We start from the raw sequence: 19700 nt of genomic DNA on the forward strand, positions 1-19700 counted from the left end.
TTATCTTTTATTTATTAATTATTAATTATTAATTCTAGTTCTTTTTTCCAACGTTCGAATGCTGCCAAATAGGGTGTCTTATCTTTAAAAGGCATGTAAGTCATCACATGATCGTTGTCCATGATGAGTTTTCCATATGTATCAAAATCACCTTCGTGAAGTCCTGCAGCTCTCGCTGCTCCTATTGCTCCGGTCGTATTATAAATTTCTATTTCATGACCAATAAGGGTCGTAACTGTATTCGAAAAAATCTCAGACCGAAATAAATTATCGTTTCCTGCTCTCAAAACATGTACGGCAACACCATCACCTTTTAAAATCTCCATTCCATAGACAAAGGAGAATGCAATTCCTTCCAAGGCTGCACGACATAAGTGTCCTTTGTTATGGTTGTTTAAATTGATATTGAGTAATCGTGTGCCTATATCTTTGTTATTTAACATTCTTTCAGCTCCATTCCCAAAAGGAAGCATGCAAACTCCATCAGAACCTACTGGAATTTCAGCAGCCAGCAAATTCATTTCCTCGTAAGAGCTAACCGCCAAATTATTTAGTAGCCAACGGTATTGAATTCCAGCTCCATTGATATTGAGTAATTTTCCAATTCTAGGGTTCGTTCTTGAATAGGTAACGTGTGCAAAATTATTCACACGAGTACTTTCTTTTCCTGACAAGTTATCAGTAACAGCATAAACAACTCCTGAAGTTCCTCCTGTAGCAGCCACCTCTCCAGGATTAAATACGTTTAGCGATAAAGCATTGTTTGGTTGGTCACCTGCTCTGTAAAAAATAGGAGTTCCTGCGGCCAAACCACTTTCTTGCTCTCCTTTATCGTCAACTTTAGATTGTAATCCAAAAGTCTCTACAATATCTGGAACCAAAGCAGCGTCAATACCATAATACTCCAATAAGAAAGCAGCAACAGTATCTTTCTTAAAATCCCACACAATCCCTTCAGATAATCCCGAAATCGTCGTATTGATTACATTCGAAAATTTATAAGCGATATAATCACCAGGAAGCATGAATTTATAAACCTGACTGTAAATTTCAGGTTCATTGTCCTTTACCCATTTCAATTTTGAAGCCGTAAAATTAGCAGGAGAATTTAGTAAATGAGAACTACATTTTTCTGTACCAATGGTATTGAAAGCTTCATTACCAATGGCAACCGCCCTACTGTCGCACCAAATAATTGATTTGCGCAAAGGGTTTCCAATTTTATCTACCAAAACCAAACCATGCATTTGGTACGAAATCCCAATTCCTTTGATTTGCGTTCTAGAAATAGCATATTTCTTTTTTAATTTGGCTACGGCATTACAGCAATGCATCCACCATTCTTCTGGCTTTTGTTCTGCCCAACCGTTTTTTAAGGCCACCATTTCCATTTCTGTTTCCGGCTCCTGCACTACACCAATACTTTTTCCGGTAGCAATTTCTACAATAGCTGCTTTTATTGATGAACTTCCAATATCAAATCCTATGTAATACAAATTATATCCTATTATAATTATTTAATCTCTTTTTTTATGCTATCAAAAATATATTATTCATTACTATTTAGGTATAAAAATACATTATCAGCAATTTAGTTGCGATTTTACCCCAAGACAAACCTCAAAAACCAAAACCATGTAAACTGTTGATATCATTAGATATACAGCTATTTTTAATTAAAAAGAGAAAGGACGAGCTGGTTACGTAAAGGTTTAAGTAACTTTCTTGTACAACTAGTTTAACGCAAGAAAAGAGGATATAAAAACAACTTATTATTATTGAAAATGACTATAATTTATTCTAAATTAGCACAGCTTTTAAAACCAATACCAATCCGAAATGATACCAAAAATTACATTAAAACAAATCGCAGCCGAATTTAATGTATCTATTGCAACGGTTTCTAAAGCGCTAAACGATAGCCACGACATCAGTTTAAAAACCAAGGAAAAAATTCAAGAATTTGCCAAAGTGCATCACTACAAACCCAATAAAGTAGCATTGAGTCTTTTGAATAAAAAAACAAAAACATTAGGCATTATTATTCCGAATATTATGAATAGCTTTTTTACCGAGGTCTTTGTAGGTATCGAAGAAAAAGCCTCTGAACTGGGTTATAGCTTGATTTCATGCATTTCGAACGAGTCGTATGAGAAGGAAGTCCATACCGTTGAATTATTAAAAAGTGGTACTATCGATGGCTTTATTATTTCGATTGCCGAGGAAACACAGGTCAATGAAAACTTCTCTCATTTAATTGACGCCATAAATGAAGGGGTTCCAATCGTACTTTTTGATCGGATTGCTGATGAAATCATATGTGATAAAGTAATCGTTAACGATTTTGAAGGAGCCCGCCATGCCACGGAACACCTAATCAAAACAGGCTGCAAGAATATTGCTGTTGTGTCAGTAATTGATAATTTAAGCGTGGGAAAACTGCGTGTTCAAGGATATAAAAAAGCACTAACAGATCACCATATTCCCGTAAACGAAAAAATCATTGTTCGTCTTGCCAAAAATGAAGATTTAGAAACCGCTATGAAAATCGTTCTTGCTGATAAATCAATTGATGGATTGTTGTGTTTAGAGGAAAGTTCAGCCATACAGTCATTAGAACTCGTTAAAGCAATGAACTATAAAATACCTCAGGAAATGTCCTTAATTTGTTTTACCAACGGAAAATTACCGCAGCACGTTACCCCAACCATAACCACCATAAGTCAGCATGGGAAATTTATTGGCGAAACGGCCACAAAAATGCTTGTTGACAGGTTGGAAAGTAAAACAGAATTCGAGTTTTCGACGAAAATCATTAAAACAAGTTTGATACAAAGGCAGTCTACCGCCCAGATAAAATAGTTACTACTAACAGGAACTCCCCTAACTAAAAATTAATTACGTATCGATTTGTTTATCAGATTTTTGCAGTCTTCAAAAAATACATTTTGCGTTATATAAATCTAAACTTTGTTAGAATATCAGATAAAAAAACAGTAGTTCTCCCGTAAAAGCCTTCTTTAAATTTGATAACAAAAATGTAAAGTTCTTTTACAACCCCATTTTGTACCTTAAAAAACCCTTGAAAACGCACTGTTTGCACGGGTTTTGTTTTTATGGGAATATTTACCTTTTTAAAATGGTACTTGTCTATGGTTATTTTAAAATAAGACAAGTCTGTTGAGTGAAAACCCGCTTACATCTTCCTTAAAAAACAATAAAAAAATATTATTTTTTTTCTTCATTGCAAGAAGGACAAACTCCCGTAACTGTAAAATTCACCTGCTTTACTTGGTAACTACTTGGTAGTTTAAAAGCAGGTTCTACGTTTTCTAAACAAGTAACCAATTGACATACTTCGCAATTAAAATGCATGTGATTATGAATGTGGTGATGTTCTTTATGGTCAGAATGATGGCAGGCAGCATATTTGACAGTACCCGATGGTGTTACAATTTTATGAATAACATCCTCAGCAGTCAAACGGTCTAAAATGCGATAAATCGTCACTCTATCACACGAATCTTGGTTTAGGCCCTGTATTTCAGCGTGTGATAAAGCAACTTCTGAATTTTTTATTAGTTCAAAAATTGCCGCTTTCGCTGTGGTGTTTCTAGTATTTTTCATTTGAATATAAATTTAAACACAACAAGGTTGCATTTAAGAATAAGATTTATATATTTGCAACATAATTGCATTAAGCAAAGGTAAGCTAAAAGTAGGTAGTTAGAAAACTTCACTTAAATGTACCACCAATAAAGTATTGCATTACGATTAATGAAACAGAAAATTGCCATAATTAACTTTGTACTCTCGCTTACAGTGCTGTTTTCGGTACTGTTTCAGTCGATACATTCTTATGTGCACCAATCTGAAATCAATACAGAGCAATTTGCAAACCAAAAAGCTTCTACAAACAAAGCTGAAGTAACACACAATCATACACTTGATTTAAAATGTGCTGCTTGTGATTTTCAGTTTAGCTGCTTTACCACTACTGATTTCTTCTTATTTCAGTTTATTAAAACTACTGCTATCAACACTATTAACGCAGTAGTCTCCACTCAAAATTTCACCTTCTTTACCGGTAGTCTTTTCTCTTTGAGGGCACCACCAGCTGTTTAAAATAACACAAAACAAATCTCCTTACACCAAGGTAGGTCGGCTTTATCTATTTTAAAACGAACAAATGTCAAAGAAAATTTTGATTTTTTTCTGGCTGATACTTTTTTGCAATACCATTTATTCGCAGCACGCTATCAGTGGAAAAATAACGCTAGAAGGGCAATCAAATGCCTCAAATATCCATGTACATATTGGTAACAAAACAACGCGAACCGATTTATCGGGTAGTTATGTAATTGACGATTTAGCTCTCGGAAAAACTGCTATTTCGATATCGTACTTGGGTTTCCAAAATTTAGATACTATTGTTGATTTGAAAAGCAGTTTAACCCTTAATTTTAGGCTTCAAATCAATACCACTAAATTAAACGAGGTTGTTGTTCAGGCAAAAGCAAAAACGGATAACAGCTCAAACCCTGCTCAGCTTGTCAACCTACAAACGATAGAAAAATACAGCAATCAATCTCTAGGAGATGCCTTATCTGAAGTGGCTGGTGTATCTACTCTAAAGACTGGAAACGCAGTCGTAAAACCAATAATTAATGGTTTATATGGCAGCAGAGTCGCCATTTTAAATAACAATGTAAAACTGGAGGACCAACAATGGGGCTCTGAACATGCGCCCAATTTTGACATTAACAGTGCTAATAAAATAACGGTCATTAAGGGAGCTTCGGCCTTACAATATGGCGGTGATGCTATTGGCGGACTAGTACTAATTGAACCTGTTAGCAGTAAGAAGGATACTTTATTTGGTAAAACAATCCTGAACTATGATACCAATGGAAAAGGAGGTTCGATTAGTTCGAGTATCCATAAAGGTAATAACAGCGGATGGAGCTATAACGCACTAACTACCCTTAAATACATTGGTGACAAAACAGCGCCTGATTATATTTTATCGAATACTGCAAATCGTGGAGCTAGTTTTTCGGGAGATATTAAATACGACGCCATAAAGTATAATGTGAGTGCATCGTATAGTTATTTCAAATCGGTTATTGGAATTTTAAGCGCTTCCCATACCGGAAATGTGAATGATCTTTACCAATCAATCAACAACAAAATTCCTGCGATTATAAATGATTTCTCTTATACTATTAATAATCCAAAACAGGATGTAACGCACCACATCGCCAAAATTAATTTCAATTACTATTTTAACGAATCGGCTTCCTTAGCGGTTCAATATGCATATCAATACAACAGAAGATTGGAATTTGATGTGCGTCGCGCCCAGTTTAATACCACCGCAGCCTTAGATTTGGATTTAAAAACAAGCACACTTTCCTTAGATTTCCAAAAGAAAGCACACGACTGGAACTTAAAAACGGGTGTTACAGGTAGTTTTCAAAACAACTATGCTAATCCCGCAACTGGAATACGCCCACTGATCCCTAATTATGATAAAATAGATTTAGGTGCCTACGGAATTGCAACTTACCACTTGGCTAATGATTTTACTATTGATGGTGGTTTGCGATATGACTTTTCGAAAATTGATGCAACTAAGTACTACCAAAAATCACGATGGGAAGAACGCGGTTATGATAGCACGTTTCCGGAATTTATAACTGAAGATTTTGGTACGCAATGGTTGACAAAACCGAATTTTACTTTTCACAATCTATCCGCAAGTGCTGGGATTCAAAAGAAAACTACTACTAACTGGCACTTTTTTGCCAATGCGAGTTTTGCTTCAAGAAATCCTAACCCTTCTGAATATTTTAGTGATGGATTGCACCACTCAACAGGAGTAATCGAACTAGGCGATTTGAATTTAAAAAAGGAACAGTCTACCAAATTATCGCTAACTATTCGAAAAAAAATCAATCAGTTTTCTATCGAACTAAACCCGTATATCAATTATATTCAAAATTACATTTATCTAAAACCTGTGGGTTTTGAGACAACAATTCGCGGCGCTTTTCCGGTCTGGGAATACGAGCAAACAAATGCTAAACTACTTGGAATAGACCTTCAAACACAATGGAAAATCAACGATTCATGGCAGCATAGTTTTGCTATGGCGTATGTAAAAGGAGATGATCGCACTGAAAACCAACCTTTGATTGACATGCCGCCGCTTAACTTGTACAATAAAATTACCTTTTCTAAGAAAAAATGGCACGAACTATTACTAGAACTTAAGAGCGAGATTGTAACGAGACAAAATAGGTACGCCAACAATAATTTTAGTACTAATATCATCAATAACAATGAGTTTCAATCTGTAATTGTAGATATCAGTACGCCTCCACCCGCTTACCACTTACTGCATTTCTATTCAGAGATGAAATTCAACAGCTTTAAAAAAGTGAGTACAACAGTAGCGTTTTCTGTTCAAAATATTATGGATGTTTCGTACCGAGACTACCTAAACCGTCAGCGCTTTTTTGCTGATGAAATAGGCCGAAGCTTCCAAATTCAACTCAAATTCAATTATTAAACTTTATAAACATTAATTTAAATTCAAACAAAATGAAAACAATGCAAAAATTAAACAAGTTGAAATCGTATGCACTTATCGTGGCAACAGTTGTAGCCTTCTCTTCATGTAGTAATGATGATAGTACTGACGCACCTGTAAACGAGGAAGAGTTAATCACAACGGTAACAGCGATCTATACTCCAGTAGGTGGCGGAACAGCAATTACCTTGCAGTACAAAGATTTAGATGGCGAAGGTGCCAATGCTCCCATTATTACTGTGTCTAGTAGCTTCGAAAAAAACAAAACCTACAATGGGGTGCTTACCTTTAAAAATGAATTAGCTAATCCTGTAGATGATATTACTCTCGAAATTATTGAAGAAGGGGTTGATCATCAAGTATTTTATCAAAAAACAGGAAATTTAAATGCTTTTACTTACGGTACTTCAGCTAGTAATTTAGATGCAAACGGACTGCCTGTAGGTTTACAATCTGTATTTACAACAACAAATGCCGCTTCTGGAACATTGAAAATTACTTTGCGTCACCAACCAAATAAGTCTGCTAGCAATGTCGCTTCAGGAGATATTACCAATGCGGGTGGAAGCACAGATGCTGAAGTTACATTCCCAATCTCTGTTTTATAAATTAGTAAGTAACCAACAATTTAACCCTCCAAACAATGAAAATCAAATTGTATAAATTATTCTTTTTATTTACTTTAGCTCCTCTTTTATATTCCTGTAGCAATGATGATGCTGTAGACGAAGTTGCGCTCGAAGATACACAAGAGTATAAATATTTAAGAGTTTTAGTTTCTGATGAAACTACTAAGCAGTTATCTTTAATCAATCCGCGAGAGGGTACAGCGAGTTTCTTTGATGCGAAATTTGCAAAATCAGCTTTATATACTACTGAGTCTGGGAGATATGCAGGAATTATTCACAGAGCCAACAATACAGTGGAAACTTTTGATAGCGGGTTTGAATACCACGGAGATCATGTGGACACAAAAGGTACTCCTAAATTTGGTTCACTTACCGGAAGCGCTCTGTTACCTACCCACTTTAAAAGTAAGTTAGGCGAAATCCTAACTTTCAATGATGGTGACGGTACGCTATCATTAGCTAAAGAATCAGATGTGCATGCTACAAATGCTTCTTTTACAACTATTAACGCAGGTTTATTAGCACATCACGGAGCTATGGCAACTTTTAGTAATGGAACTTATGCTGTAACTGAAAAAGATAATTCTATAAAGGGAAGCTTACCCGAAAAAGTAAAAGTGATCGATCGTACTGGAAAAACGCTCTATTCTGCAAAAGTTACCACTAATGGTATTCACGGAAATGCATCTGACGGTACGTATTCTGTATTTGGATCAGCAAGCGGAATTTTGGTAGTAGAAAGTAACGGAAATCAGAAGTTAATTCCGCATCCCACTAATTTTGGAACCGCATGGTTTGGAACTATTTTAGAAACAGCTACAACCGGAAAATTTGTTGGATACACTGCTGCTAAAGGAGCCTACATGATTGATGTAGTTTCGAACAGTATCACCCCTTTAATCGAAAGTACTAAAATCGTACAGTGCAAAGCAAGTTACAATCAATCAAAACTGGGTGTTTTACTCTATTCAGGTGAATTCCTTTTATTTGATTTGAAAACTTTACAGACCGTAAAAAATGGAAATGTAATTCCAGCTTTATCAGAAACGGCAACTCAAAAACCAAGTCTTGTTTTAAGCGAGCGATTTGTGTACATAACATCGCCAGCAACGGGAGAGTTATTACAAGTCAACCTTTCGACACTAAGTACCACGAAGATTAAAACTTCGGCAACACCATACAGCATCACCTTATTTGGTCATGAAAACAGTGCTGCACATTAATTTTTAAAAAATAAGCATGCGGCAAATTACGCCGCGTGCTTATTATAAAACAGTCATGAAAAAACAATCAACTATCGTTTTTGATCTTTTAGGAATATCCAGCGCAACCTTATGCTTAATACATTGCCTGGTTTTCCCGCTTTTAATAATATTGCCCATGGGCTTTACTGGTAATCATTATTTGGATCTTTTCTTTGCCTTTATCTCGTTTTGTGTGGTCGTGAAAATAATTTTTAGTACGAGTCCACTACTTGTGAAAGTGCTACTAAGTTGCTCCATAATTACAGTGATTGTAGGTGTCATTCTAGAAGCATTTTTTACTATCAATTCGCCTCTCGTTTTAATTGGAGGAATTGGGATGATTAGTGGTCATCTCATTAATTATAAATTGCATTGAGCGATCCCTATTTTCAAACATCATTACTTCTACAATCCGGAACTAAGAAATTAATCTCAGTACGCTACTACTGATGAAAACTTAATCATCAATAACCTCCAGATTGAAGCCTAGCAACAAGACAAATAAAATTCAGCCACAAGCTAGCGATTTTTTTAGCTGAAACAGCAAAAAGATTCGAGGCACAGTAGCTGAAACTAAATCAGAACCAAAATTTACAACCACAACAATTAAAACAAGTTGGACTCACAAAGAGTCCATATTTCGTTTGAAATAAAACGAGCGATCAATTCTAGCAATAGGAAAGCAGCATTCTATCCTTCCAATTATAAATAACTAAATGTTCGTACACCTGAATTTGAAAACTCTTGCCGTTTGTTTATTAGAATCAATTTAGCCAACCCTACTCTATTTCCACAATACTATTATTATCAATTTCATATCGTACCATCATAGTTTTTCGAGCAACTAGAACTAATTACCCTACTGATAGTTAAAACCTATTCAAAACTAAAGCTAGTACAATTTCGTATCTTAGTTATAGACATTTAGAAACTAAAATCATTCGATATTGTTAAACGCTTTGCACTAGAAAATTTTAAGAAAAAAAACAAGAGGCAGCTTGACCTTGTTTTATTTAAACTTCTAAATATTTCCTACTCAACTCACTTTAGCAGTATAGTTTAACGTAATTTTGTACAAAGTAACTAGCTTATAAAAAAAGAGCTATTTCAAAAAAGAAGGAGTACTTCCAACTGCTATAATTTTGCGCAAGCAAAAAAAAACTATAGGTAGTTGTCAGTTTTAATAAAAGCCTTCGTCTATACTAACAGTTCGTACAACTAAAACAATTATGAAATATACAATAACCTTATTTGCCCTCCTGCTTGCTGGATTTTGTTCCGCTCAAAATACGATTGGGAAAGAGCTAGAAAGACTCAACAAAAATTCGGTTCCTTACATTTCTGTTCAGGAATTGCAAGCAAAACCAAAAGCTATTGTAGTCGATGCTCGAGAAAAAAAGGAATACAATACCAGCCACTTAAAGAATGCTATATATGTTGGTTTTAACCATTTTGATAAAACCAAGATTACTAAAAAGATCGAAAATAAAAATACTCCCATAGTTGTATATTGCTCTATTGGAGTGCGTAGCGAGCGAATTGCCGAAAAATTAGTAAAATTAGGTTATACCAATGTTTACAACTTATACGGAGGAATTTTTGAGTATAAAAATTCTGGAGGTACTTTAGTGAACAACAACAATAAAGTGACTGACAGTGTTCATACCTACAATAAAAGATGGAGTGAATACTTAGAAAAAGGGATTAAAGTTTATGAGAATTAAGCTGCAATACTTTTAATTTACAAGTAGTAAAATCCTTTAATAGTAAACAAGCAGCAAGCAAGAGCAAAGCTAAGATATCAAAAAATGGAAAAATACAGTGAGCTATTTATAAATTCGTACAGCGGTTATTTCAATTACTTAAAAACCGAGGTTTTGTATTGGAAATGGGATAATTATTTTTATGGTTTGATTGCCATTTCACTGGTAGTTTGGCTTTTAGAAATAAGTTTTCCATGGAGAAAAGAACAAGCGATCTTTAGGAAGGACTTTTGGTTGGATTTGTTTTACCTGTTTTTCAACTTTTTTCTGTTGAACTTAATCCTTCTGATCGCTTTATCTAATGTTACAGAGGAAATAATTAATGATGTTCTTAAAAGCTTTGGTCTTGAACTAGCGTCCATTCAATTGATTTCTATTTCATCTCTGTCTAAACCAATGGCTTTGCTCTTATTTTTTATCATTAGCGATTTTTTACAATGGAATGTACATCGATTATTGCATAGTGTACCTTTCTTATGGAAAATTCATAAAACGCACCACAGTGTCAAGGAAATGGGGTTTGCAGCCCATTTTAGATACAACTGGATGGAACCAATAGTGTACAAATCGCTACTCTACATTCCAATTATATTAATAGGAGGCGTAAACCTTGAAGACGTTTTTATCGTACATTTCATAACAATAGCTATCGGACATCTAAATCATGCTAATTTAGGTTGGGACTATGGGTATTTTAAATATTTATTCAATAATCCAAAAATGCACATATGGCATCACAGTAAAGAAATACCAAATAAATACGGAGTGAATTTTGGAATATCATTAAGTATTTGGGATTACATTTTCAACACCAACTATATTCCTTCCAACGGTAGAGATATTGAACTTGGTTTTAAAGATGAAACCACATTTCCACAAAATTTCCTTGAACAAGAATTATATCCATTAAAAAAATAAAACCCTTAAGCAAGAAACCAATTTCTTTCTTTTTAAACATTAATAAAAAAATAACCTATGAAAAATTTACTTTTAGCTATAGCTTTTTTACCACTCCTTTCTTGTGGAAAAACCAAAGATAACGCAGCAGAGGCTCCTACAGCAACTGAGACTTACACCGCCGCAGATACAACAACAGCTAGTACAATAGATACTGCAACCGTAACGACGGCAGTAGTAGACGGAACTGCAACTACTACTATTACTGAAAAAGCAGCTACTATAACTGAAAAAACTGCACCTGAAGCGGTTGTAGCTGCAGTTGCAAAAACTAAAACAATGGTTGCGGAATCAAAAATGGAAGCAGCAGCCATCAACCATGCTAATTGGAATAGTTTGCTACAAAAAAATGTTTCGAAAAACGGAACAGTTAATTATAAGGGTTTTCAAAAAGATAGTAAAGCTCTATCAGCCTATTTAAGTGAGTTAGCAGCAGCTGTACCTACTAAATCTTGGTCACGTAGTGCAACTCTTGCTTACTGGATTAATGCCTATAATGCATTTACAGTAAAATTAATAATTGATAACTATCCTACAAAAAGTATCAAAAACATCAATGATCCTTGGGGTAAAAAATTTATTACACTAGAAGGTAAAAAATACAGCCTAGAGGGGATAGAGAATGAAATTCTTCGTAAAATGGACGAACCTCGCATTCACTTTGCTATTAATTGTGCATCTGTATCTTGCCCTAACTTACTAAACGAAGCCTATACTGAAGGTAAACTAGAGCAACAATTAAAAACTGCTACTAAAAGTTTTATCAATGATAAATCTAAAAATACAATCACAGCTAGTAAAATCGAAGTTTCAAAAATATTTGATTGGTTTGCTGGTGATTTCAAAAGCAAAGGTGGCGTAATCGATTTTCTGAACCAATCTAGTAGTACGAAAATCAGCAGTAACGCTCAAGTAACATTTAAAGAGTACAATTGGAACTTGAATGAATAAATTTTTATGCCCTTTAACAAATCAATATTGATTTATCAAGAGACTGATGAAATTTATGTCCTACAAAAAATTTGCATTTTGCTACTTACCTAATTCAAGTAAGACTATAACATGCTTATAGTCTTACTTTTTTTTGGGAGCGACTAACAATTATAAAAAATACAGGAATGGTTTATACTACAATTTATTTGCAAACCGCTTTTCAACTAAGTTGTAAACTTTACATCCAATTAAGTTACAGGTCCAACATAATTTATAGAAATGCACATCAGTAAACAAATGAGTGTTTGGTACGTTAGACAAATAGGTTAAAACACCGATACTGATTTGCTTTTTAATTATTAAAACAACTGTTGTTGCATTTTAATCGATATTTAAACTACTGAAATACAATTATTTAGTAAATATTTATCTTTTTTTTATCTTTTTTAAAACCAAGACTATTTAATTCACGTAAATGATAGTAAGTATAACAAAACAATTAAATATTATGATTAAAAAACAACTATTATTCATTTTGGCAGTGACGGCATTTGGATATGTGAACACAGCTCATTCTCAAAGTCCTATTAGCGGATTTATGCAAGGAAAAGGAAAAGGTAATATATCGGTTTCTTACAGTTCGGAACAATACGACAAAGTTTATTTAGTACCAATGGAAACAGAAGGAGTTCCTGTTTTTAACAAAGTTCAAATAAACAGTACGAACATTTATGCCACTTATGGTGTATCTGACAAATTAGATCTTGTTTTCTCACTTCCTTACATTTCAGCTGAAGGTAATGCTTCACAAGAAGTATTAAATAATCTTAATTTTTCAAATAAAAGAAGTGGTCTTCAAGATGTTTCATTTTATTTAAAGTACAACCCTTACTACCATAACTTCGGAAAATCTTCTTTACGATTAATTGGTGCTGTAGGATTGAGAACACCAATAAGCGCTTACAGAGCTGACGAAGGTTTGCAGTCGATTATCGCGATTGGAAACAGAAGTACAACTGTTAATGCTCTTGGACTTGCCATGTTCAAAATGGATTCTGGAATTTTTGCTTCTGGACAATTTGGCATCAATTTAGCTTCAAATGATGTTCCTTATTCTTTAACATCAGAACTAAAATTAGGATATGCTGCTTCTAAATTTTACGGTGATGCTTATATAGCTGGCCAAAAAACGAACGGTGGAGTTGATATCTTAGCTGAAGGTTTTCAAGGATTTTTTCCAGCAACTAGAGTAGACTACACTAAAGTGGGTGTGAATTTATATGCACCTCTTTACAAATCTATAGGTGTAGCCGGTGGAGCAAGCACTATTATAGAAGGTAGAAATATTGGAAAAGCAACAGGTTACTACGGTGCTTTAGTCTATAAATTTTAATTAAGAACATTTAAATTAAGAACATGAAAAATTCAAATATAAAAAGTGCTTTATTAGCATTTACTTTACTAGCAACATTGGTATCATGTAACAACGATTATGCTGACCAAAAACCAACTATTGCAAATATTGCAGTAACAAATCCAGCTTTCAGTACGCTTGAAGCAGCAGCTATCCAAGGTGGTGTAGCAGTAGTATTGAGTAACAAAAATGCTGGTGATGCGGCAGGAAACTTTACCGTATTTGCTCCAACTAATGATGCATTTGCACGATTAGGTTTAGTTGACGCAGGAAGCCTAGGTGCATTAAACAATACCTTTTTAACTAACACATTACTTTACCATGTTTCAAACGGAAACTTTCTTTCTGCTCAATTTATGGCTGGTGGAACTTCAGGTTCTGCTTTACAAGGTCTAACAAGACGTTTCGTTGCAAGAGGAAATGACTTATACATTAATGGTTCAAAAATTATTTTGACAAATGTGTCTGCTAGCAATGGTACGGTTCATGCAATTGACAAAGTGATGCTTGCAACTGGTGCTAACATCGTTGCATCTGCACAAGCAGTTGCTGGTGGTGGTGTATTTAAAAAACCAGAACTTACCTTTTTAGTAGCAGCAGTAGTAAAATCTGGATTAGCGGGAACTCTTTCTGATCCTAATGCAAACTTCACAATTTATGCTCCAACTGATGCAGCGTTTATTGCAGCAGGTTTCCCAAATGCAGCAGCAGTATCAGCAGCTGACGCAGGTTTTTTACGAACTGTTTTATTGAACCACGCTATCGGTAGTGGAAAATTTACATCTGAACAAACGGCTTTAACAGCAATGACTGCAGGTGGTGGTACTCTTACTTACAGTGCTTTCAATAACGGAACATTTACAGTAAAAAGTAACGGAATCACAACTCCTGCAAATATGGTAATTCCTGATATTCAATGTACGAACGGTGTTGTTCACATCATAGACAAAGTTTTAGTACCATAAAACTTTTGTAAATTAATGTAACACTAACCGAGATCGTCTTTTTGGTTGTTAAAATCAACAGTCGCAAACCCTATTTTGCGACTGTTTTTTTTTTATAAAAAACATACCTCCTATTGCCAAACTTTACTCTCGATTCAATTTAAACTAATCAATTGACTAACAAAACTTTAAATTCATTTTTTCTAACTAAAACATTACTAGATACATCCATTTTAGAGAGCCATTTTAGAGGGAAATTAGTAAATAATTAACAACAATTCTAAGGTACTAGGGCAACTAAATATTATATTTGTTAAAGTTCAAAATTGCAGTAGTATTCCACAAGATAGAACGTATTTTAAGCCATAAAAAAATAATTTATTAACAAGATTTTAATTACTTTAAAAATGAATATAAAAACTTTACTTTTATGCACCTTCGTGCTCGTTATTTCTAGTTGTAAACCCAAAGAAGAAAAACTAGTTTTTACAGATCAAATTGCTAAAGCACACCAAACTAAAGATTTTTTAGAAAAGGAAGCTATTCAATTTGATTTGAAATTAGAATTTGGTGGAACCGAGAGAGTTAATGCTAAAATGACTTTACTTACCAACTCTAGCAAAGGTAGCATTGAATATGCAAATGGTGCAAAAATACTGTTTGATCAAGATAAAGTTTTTTATTCTAAAGACCTTCCTAATGCCGAAGCCGTGCGATTTGATGCCTACACCTGGAGTTATTTTTTCTTGTTTCCTTATAAAGTAGCCGATAAAGGTACCATTTGGACAGCCTACAACAATACCGAAAAAGACAGCAAAAACTACCTTACTGAAAAATTAACTTTTACTTCGGGCACCGGCGATGCACCTGATGATTGGTATGTTGTTTACGCCAATGCAAAAACTAATTTAATAGAAAAAGCAGCCTATATCGTTACCTTAAAATCAGAAAAAGCAGAAGCAGAAAAAAACCCACATGCTATACAATATCTAGATTATAAAAATATCAGCGGTATTCCAATCGCCTCAAAATGGGTGTTTTATGGATGGAAAGAAGGGAAAGGTTTAACTGATGAGTTGGGACATGCAACTTTATCAAACATCCAATTTATTAAAGTAGACTCTAACTATTTTAAACCGGGTTCAGACTTTAAGTCTATCTAAAAAAGGACAACAAAACTAACACCTTAGCGTATTAATAAGGACACAATTTGGTGTCAAAAAACAACCCAAAACAACTTATATGGAACATATTGTTATTATTGGAAACGGAATTGCTGGCGTTACGCTAGCAAGACACATCAGAAAAAAATCAGATACTAAAATTACAATTGTTTCAGCCGAACATGAGTTTTTCTTTTCTCGAACAGCCTTAATGTATGTTTTCATGGGACACATGAAATTCGAGCATACGCAACCGTACGAAACTGATTTTTGGAAAAAAAATAATATCAATTTAGTTCAAGGACTAGTAACTGCTGTAAATACTGCTAATAAAGCCGTTCATCTAGAAAACAATTCCACCATAAATTTTGACAAATTAGTTTTAGCAACAGGTTCAAAACCCAATAAATACGGTTGGCCTGGACAAGATTTAAAAGGGGTAACAGGCCTGTACCACAAACAAGACTTAGAAGCTCTAGAGAAATGGGCTCCCACAACTAAACGAGCAGTAATCGTTGGTGGTGGTCTAATAGGTATTGAATTAGCCGAAATGCTTCGCTCTAGAGACATTGCCGTTACTTTTTTAGTACGAGAAACTTCGTTTTGGAGTGGTGTATTGCCTTCTGGCGAAAGCCAAATGATCAACCGTCATATTTTAGAACACCACATCGACCTGCGATTAGACACTAATTTAGTGGAAATCACTTCCGATGAAAATGGTCATGTGAAGTCAATCCTTACCGATAAAGGAGAAACTATCGAATGTGAGATTGTAGGTTTAACCGCCGGCGTTTCTCCTAATATAGATTTCTTAAAAGATTCTGGCATTGAACTAGGTAGAGGAATTAAAGTGAATCGCTTTTTAGAAACTAATATTAAAGATATTTATGCCATTGGAGATTGTGCTGAGCAACACGAAGCTATTGACCAACGCCGACCTATTGAAGCCGTTTGGTACACTGGCCGCATGATGGGCGAAGCACTTGCGCAAACTTTAACGGGAACACCTACACAATACAAACCAGGACATTGGTTTAATTCGGCTAAATTTTTAGATATTGAATACCAAACTTATGGATGGGTTTGGGCTAAGCCAAAGGAAAATGAAGAACATTTTTACTGGGAACATACCTTGGGTAAAAAAGCAATCCGCTTGGTATTTGATAAAAATGACCGAACCTTTTTAGGAATCAATACATTTGGAATTCGAATGCGCCATGAATTTTTTGATGCTGTATTAACAAAGAGAGAATCAATAGATTATGTGGTTGCAAATTTAAAAGCTGCCAACTTTGATCCTGAATTATATACTTCGTATACCCAAGCCATCCAACAACAATTCAACAGCGAATTTGCTGCTATAAAAATATAAAAGATGAGTAAATCAATTAAAAATATATCTATCGCCTCTCATGAAAACATGCAGATGGATAGTGTCCAAAAAGCAGGAATTACACTAGGATTAGTTGGGCTTTTTATCATGGCCTTGGCCTTATTTAATGTCTCCTTTCCTAACAAAGGTTTGTGGTTAGCAGGGTCAATTGTAGCGATTTTAGCTGGAATTGTACTTTATGCTAATCGAACCTATTTAAACCAACCGGAAGGAATAAAAAACAATGGCGTTTGGCACAACGATTTCACTAGTAAAGGAAGTTGGGCATGGATGACAGGTATTATTTTGACCTCTTTTTATATTGTTTTGTATTGGTTTCCTAAATATTTAGGATTGGGTCAAGACGGAGCAGCTAATACGGGGATCGTTGGTTTTTTCGATCCGCTTAGTGTCGTTTTAAATGGTAAAGCAGCAAGCCAGTGGTTTGTCTATGGAACCTTGTACACCATTGCTATTCTTGGTCTTGGCTATAAATTTATTTTAAAATACCGTCATAATAAGTACCAACTTTTCCGCACTTTATCTGTTATGTTTTTCCAATTAGGATTTGCTTTTTTAATACCTGAAATCTTAGAAAAACTAAATCCTGAGAAAGCTTATTTTGCAAAAGATTTAAAAAACATGTGGCCGCTTAATTATTATTTTTTCAATGATTGGCATTTAAAAGCCATGTTTGAGGGAGGCAATTTAGGGATGTTCATGTTGATTTTTGGAATAGCATTAATCTTTATCATCTCCCCTATCCTAACCTATTTTTATGGTAAAAGATGGTATTGCTCTTGGGTTTGTGGTTGTGGTGGCTTAGCTGAAACCGCTGGTGACAGTTTTAGGCAATTATCTAATAACTCTACAACGGCATGGAAAATAGAAAGATGGATGATTCATTCGGTGCTAGTATTTTCATTTGTGATGACAATTGCCGTGCTATTCACCTTTTTATCTGACAATCCTGAAATTAGTTTTATCACCAAAGATCATTTTATCTGGGGAATTGTAATTTTCCTGACTGTTTTTACGGGTGCTTTATACATTTTTAAACGAAAAGATCTGGATGAAGATGCCATTTACACCATGCTTTCGTTGGTAGCAATCATCATTATCTCCTTGCTAATCAACTATTTTTCAGGCAACCGAAATATCCTTTTTATTGATGGAAATTCGTTACGTGAATGGTATGGATTTGCTATTGGAGCTGCTTTTAGCGGAGTAGTTGGAGTTGGGTTCTACCCTATTTTGGGAAACCGTGTTTGGTGTCGTTTTGGTTGTCCTATGGCGGCAATTTTAGGATTGCAACAACGTTTGTTTTCTAAATTTAGAATCACCACTAATGGGGGGCAATGTATTTCTTGTGGTAACTGCTCTACCTATTGCGAAATGGGAATTGATGTACGTAGCTATGCGCAAAAAGGAGAAAACATTGTGCGCTCCTCTTGCGTAGGTTGTGGTATTTGTGCTGCCGTTTGTCCTAGAGGTGTACTAAAATTGGAGAACGACTCTCCTGAAGGTCGTATCAATGCAAACGAAATTCTACTTGGGAACGACGTTAATTTAATGGATTTATTAAATAAAAAATAAAATGAAAAAAGTATTTAATCTGCTATTTTTGTTTTTGTTTTTACAAGTTTCAGCTCAAAAAACATATCAAAAAACCTATTTCCCAAATGGTAAAATGCAGTCTGAAGGTTGGTTGAACCAAAATCAAAAGGTAGATTACTGGTTTTACTATTATGAAAACGGTACTAAAAAAGAAGAAGGTCATTACGAGGCCAATAAAAGAAGTAAGTGGTGGATTTTTTATAAGTCAAATAAAGAATTAGATAAAAAAAGTGAATTCGAAAACGATCAATTGAATGGGTTTTCTTTAATTTACAAAAAAAATAATATCATTAGAGCCGAAAAATACGACATGGGCAAAAAAATAAAAGAATGGACGTCCCTTTCAGAATTCAGAAAAGACAATAAATTAAGCTTCTAATGAATCATATAAAAGTAATTATTCCTGCTTATAACGAAGAAAAAGCCATAGGGAATGTAATTAAAGAAATACCAAGCATTGTAAACGAAATTATTGTTATCAGTAACAATTCGACGGATAATACGATTGAAGTGGCTAAAAAAGCTGGCGCAACAGTACTATCTGAAAGCAGAAAAGGGTATGGATATGCTTGCCTAAAAGGTATGGACTATATCGCGAACAGCGACTCAAAACCCGATATTATTGTGTTTTTAGATGGTGATTACTCCGACTATCCTGAGGAATTACTAAAAATTATTGCCCCAATTCAAAATGAAGGTCTTGATTTTGTAATTGGTGCGCGAGTAGCTAGTTTGAGAGAAAAACATTCGATGACTCCTCAGCAAGTTTTTGGAAATTGGTTAGCTACAACATTAATGAAATACTTTTTTAGAGCTAAATTCAGCGATTTAGGTCCGTTTCGAGCCATAAAATATGATAAATTACTCGCTTTAAAAATGGAAGACAAGACCTATGGTTGGACGGTAGAAATGCAACTAAAAGTCTTGAAGCAAAAAATGAGCTATATCGAGATTCCAGTTCGCTATAAAAACCGAATTGGTGTCTCAAAAGTATCTGGAACGGTCAAGGGCACCATAATGGCCGGGCTAAAAATAATAGGCTGGATCTTTAAATACACCTTTAAATAAT

The 19700-nt window shown here is 34.6% G+C and carries 18 protein-coding genes; 16 read left to right on the plus strand and 2 right to left on the minus strand.

Going from position 1 to position 19700, the window contains the following annotated elements:
- Positions 1-14: 14 nt before the first annotated feature.
- Positions 15-1496: a xylulokinase gene (locus tag ACZ2G0_RS14025; RefSeq protein WP_470308144.1), complete on the minus strand. Its 1482-nt coding sequence runs from the start codon at positions 1494-1496 to the stop codon at positions 15-17.
- Positions 1497-1839: 343 nt separating this feature from the next.
- Between ACZ2G0_RS14025 and ACZ2G0_RS14030 the strand changes: the two genes are divergently transcribed.
- Positions 1840-2862 carry a LacI family DNA-binding transcriptional regulator gene (locus ACZ2G0_RS14030; RefSeq protein ID WP_470308145.1) on the plus strand — a complete coding sequence of 341 codons (1023 nt, stop codon included), beginning with the start codon at positions 1840-1842 and terminating at the stop codon, positions 2860-2862.
- A 366-nt stretch (positions 2863-3228) separates the two neighbouring features.
- Here ACZ2G0_RS14030 and ACZ2G0_RS14035 read toward each other — a convergent pair whose 3' ends face one another.
- Positions 3229-3627 (minus strand): Fur family transcriptional regulator, encoded by a 399-nt coding sequence (locus ACZ2G0_RS14035; RefSeq protein ID WP_470308146.1) that lies wholly within the window; start codon positions 3625-3627, stop codon positions 3229-3231.
- A 150-nt stretch (positions 3628-3777) separates the two neighbouring features.
- Between ACZ2G0_RS14035 and ACZ2G0_RS14040 the strand changes: the two genes are divergently transcribed.
- The 15 genes from ACZ2G0_RS14040 (at position 3778) to ACZ2G0_RS14110 (ending at position 19699) form a co-directional block, all read left to right on the plus strand.
- The gene (locus ACZ2G0_RS14040) at positions 3778-4125 is read left to right on the plus strand and encodes a hypothetical protein (RefSeq protein WP_470308147.1); all 348 of its coding nucleotides are present in this window, start codon (positions 3778-3780) and stop codon (positions 4123-4125) included.
- 64 nt (positions 4126-4189) lie between these two features.
- The gene (locus ACZ2G0_RS14045) at positions 4190-6574 is read left to right on the plus strand and encodes a TonB-dependent receptor (RefSeq protein WP_470308148.1); all 2385 of its coding nucleotides are present in this window, start codon (positions 4190-4192) and stop codon (positions 6572-6574) included.
- Positions 6575-6615: 41 nt separating this feature from the next.
- Entirely contained in the window at positions 6616-7203 is a 588-nt protein-coding gene (locus ACZ2G0_RS14050; RefSeq protein WP_470308149.1) for a type 1 periplasmic binding fold superfamily protein, read from the plus strand.
- A 35-nt stretch (positions 7204-7238) separates the two neighbouring features.
- On the plus strand, positions 7239-8447 hold the full coding sequence (locus ACZ2G0_RS14055; protein ID WP_470308150.1) for a hypothetical protein: 1209 nt from the start codon (positions 7239-7241) through the stop codon (positions 8445-8447).
- Positions 8448-8502: 55 nt separating this feature from the next.
- A complete protein-coding gene (locus ACZ2G0_RS14060; protein ID WP_470309850.1) occupies positions 8503-8844 on the plus strand; it encodes a MerC domain-containing protein in 342 nt (113 codons plus the stop codon).
- Positions 8845-9697: 853 nt separating this feature from the next.
- Positions 9698-10192, plus strand: coding sequence for a rhodanese-like domain-containing protein (locus ACZ2G0_RS14065; protein ID WP_470308151.1), 495 nt, complete (start codon positions 9698-9700; stop codon positions 10190-10192).
- Between the two features lie 84 nt (positions 10193-10276).
- Positions 10277-11149: a sterol desaturase family protein gene (locus ACZ2G0_RS14070; RefSeq protein ID WP_470308152.1), complete on the plus strand. Its 873-nt coding sequence runs from the start codon at positions 10277-10279 to the stop codon at positions 11147-11149.
- A 57-nt stretch (positions 11150-11206) separates the two neighbouring features.
- On the plus strand, positions 11207-12139 hold the full coding sequence (locus ACZ2G0_RS14075; RefSeq protein WP_470308153.1) for a DUF547 domain-containing protein: 933 nt from the start codon (positions 11207-11209) through the stop codon (positions 12137-12139).
- Positions 12140-12596: 457 nt separating this feature from the next.
- The gene (locus tag ACZ2G0_RS14080) at positions 12597-13514 is read left to right on the plus strand and encodes a hypothetical protein (protein WP_470308154.1); all 918 of its coding nucleotides are present in this window, start codon (positions 12597-12599) and stop codon (positions 13512-13514) included.
- A gap of 23 nt (positions 13515-13537) precedes the next feature.
- Positions 13538-14500 carry a fasciclin domain-containing protein gene (locus tag ACZ2G0_RS14085; RefSeq protein ID WP_470308155.1) on the plus strand — a complete coding sequence of 321 codons (963 nt, stop codon included), beginning with the start codon at positions 13538-13540 and terminating at the stop codon, positions 14498-14500.
- Positions 14501-14886: 386 nt separating this feature from the next.
- Positions 14887-15642, plus strand: coding sequence for a hypothetical protein (locus ACZ2G0_RS14090; RefSeq protein WP_470308156.1), 756 nt, complete (start codon positions 14887-14889; stop codon positions 15640-15642).
- Positions 15643-15721: 79 nt separating this feature from the next.
- Positions 15722-17014, plus strand: coding sequence for an NAD(P)/FAD-dependent oxidoreductase (locus ACZ2G0_RS14095; RefSeq protein ID WP_470308157.1), 1293 nt, complete (start codon positions 15722-15724; stop codon positions 17012-17014).
- A 3-nt stretch (positions 17015-17017) separates the two neighbouring features.
- On the plus strand, positions 17018-18610 hold the full coding sequence (locus ACZ2G0_RS14100; RefSeq protein WP_470308158.1) for a 4Fe-4S binding protein: 1593 nt from the start codon (positions 17018-17020) through the stop codon (positions 18608-18610).
- A gap of 1 nt (position 18611) precedes the next feature.
- The gene (locus ACZ2G0_RS14105; RefSeq protein WP_470308159.1) at positions 18612-19010 is read left to right on the plus strand and encodes a toxin-antitoxin system YwqK family antitoxin; all 399 of its coding nucleotides are present in this window, start codon (positions 18612-18614) and stop codon (positions 19008-19010) included.
- Positions 19010-19699 (plus strand): glycosyltransferase family 2 protein, encoded by a 690-nt coding sequence (locus ACZ2G0_RS14110; protein WP_470308160.1) that lies wholly within the window; start codon positions 19010-19012, stop codon positions 19697-19699. The genes ACZ2G0_RS14105 and ACZ2G0_RS14110 overlap by 1 nt, the downstream gene beginning before the upstream one ends.
- The last annotated feature ends 1 nt before the right edge of the window (position 19700 follow it).

It is taken from the genome of Flavobacterium sp. KKT103 (assembly GCF_055640565.1).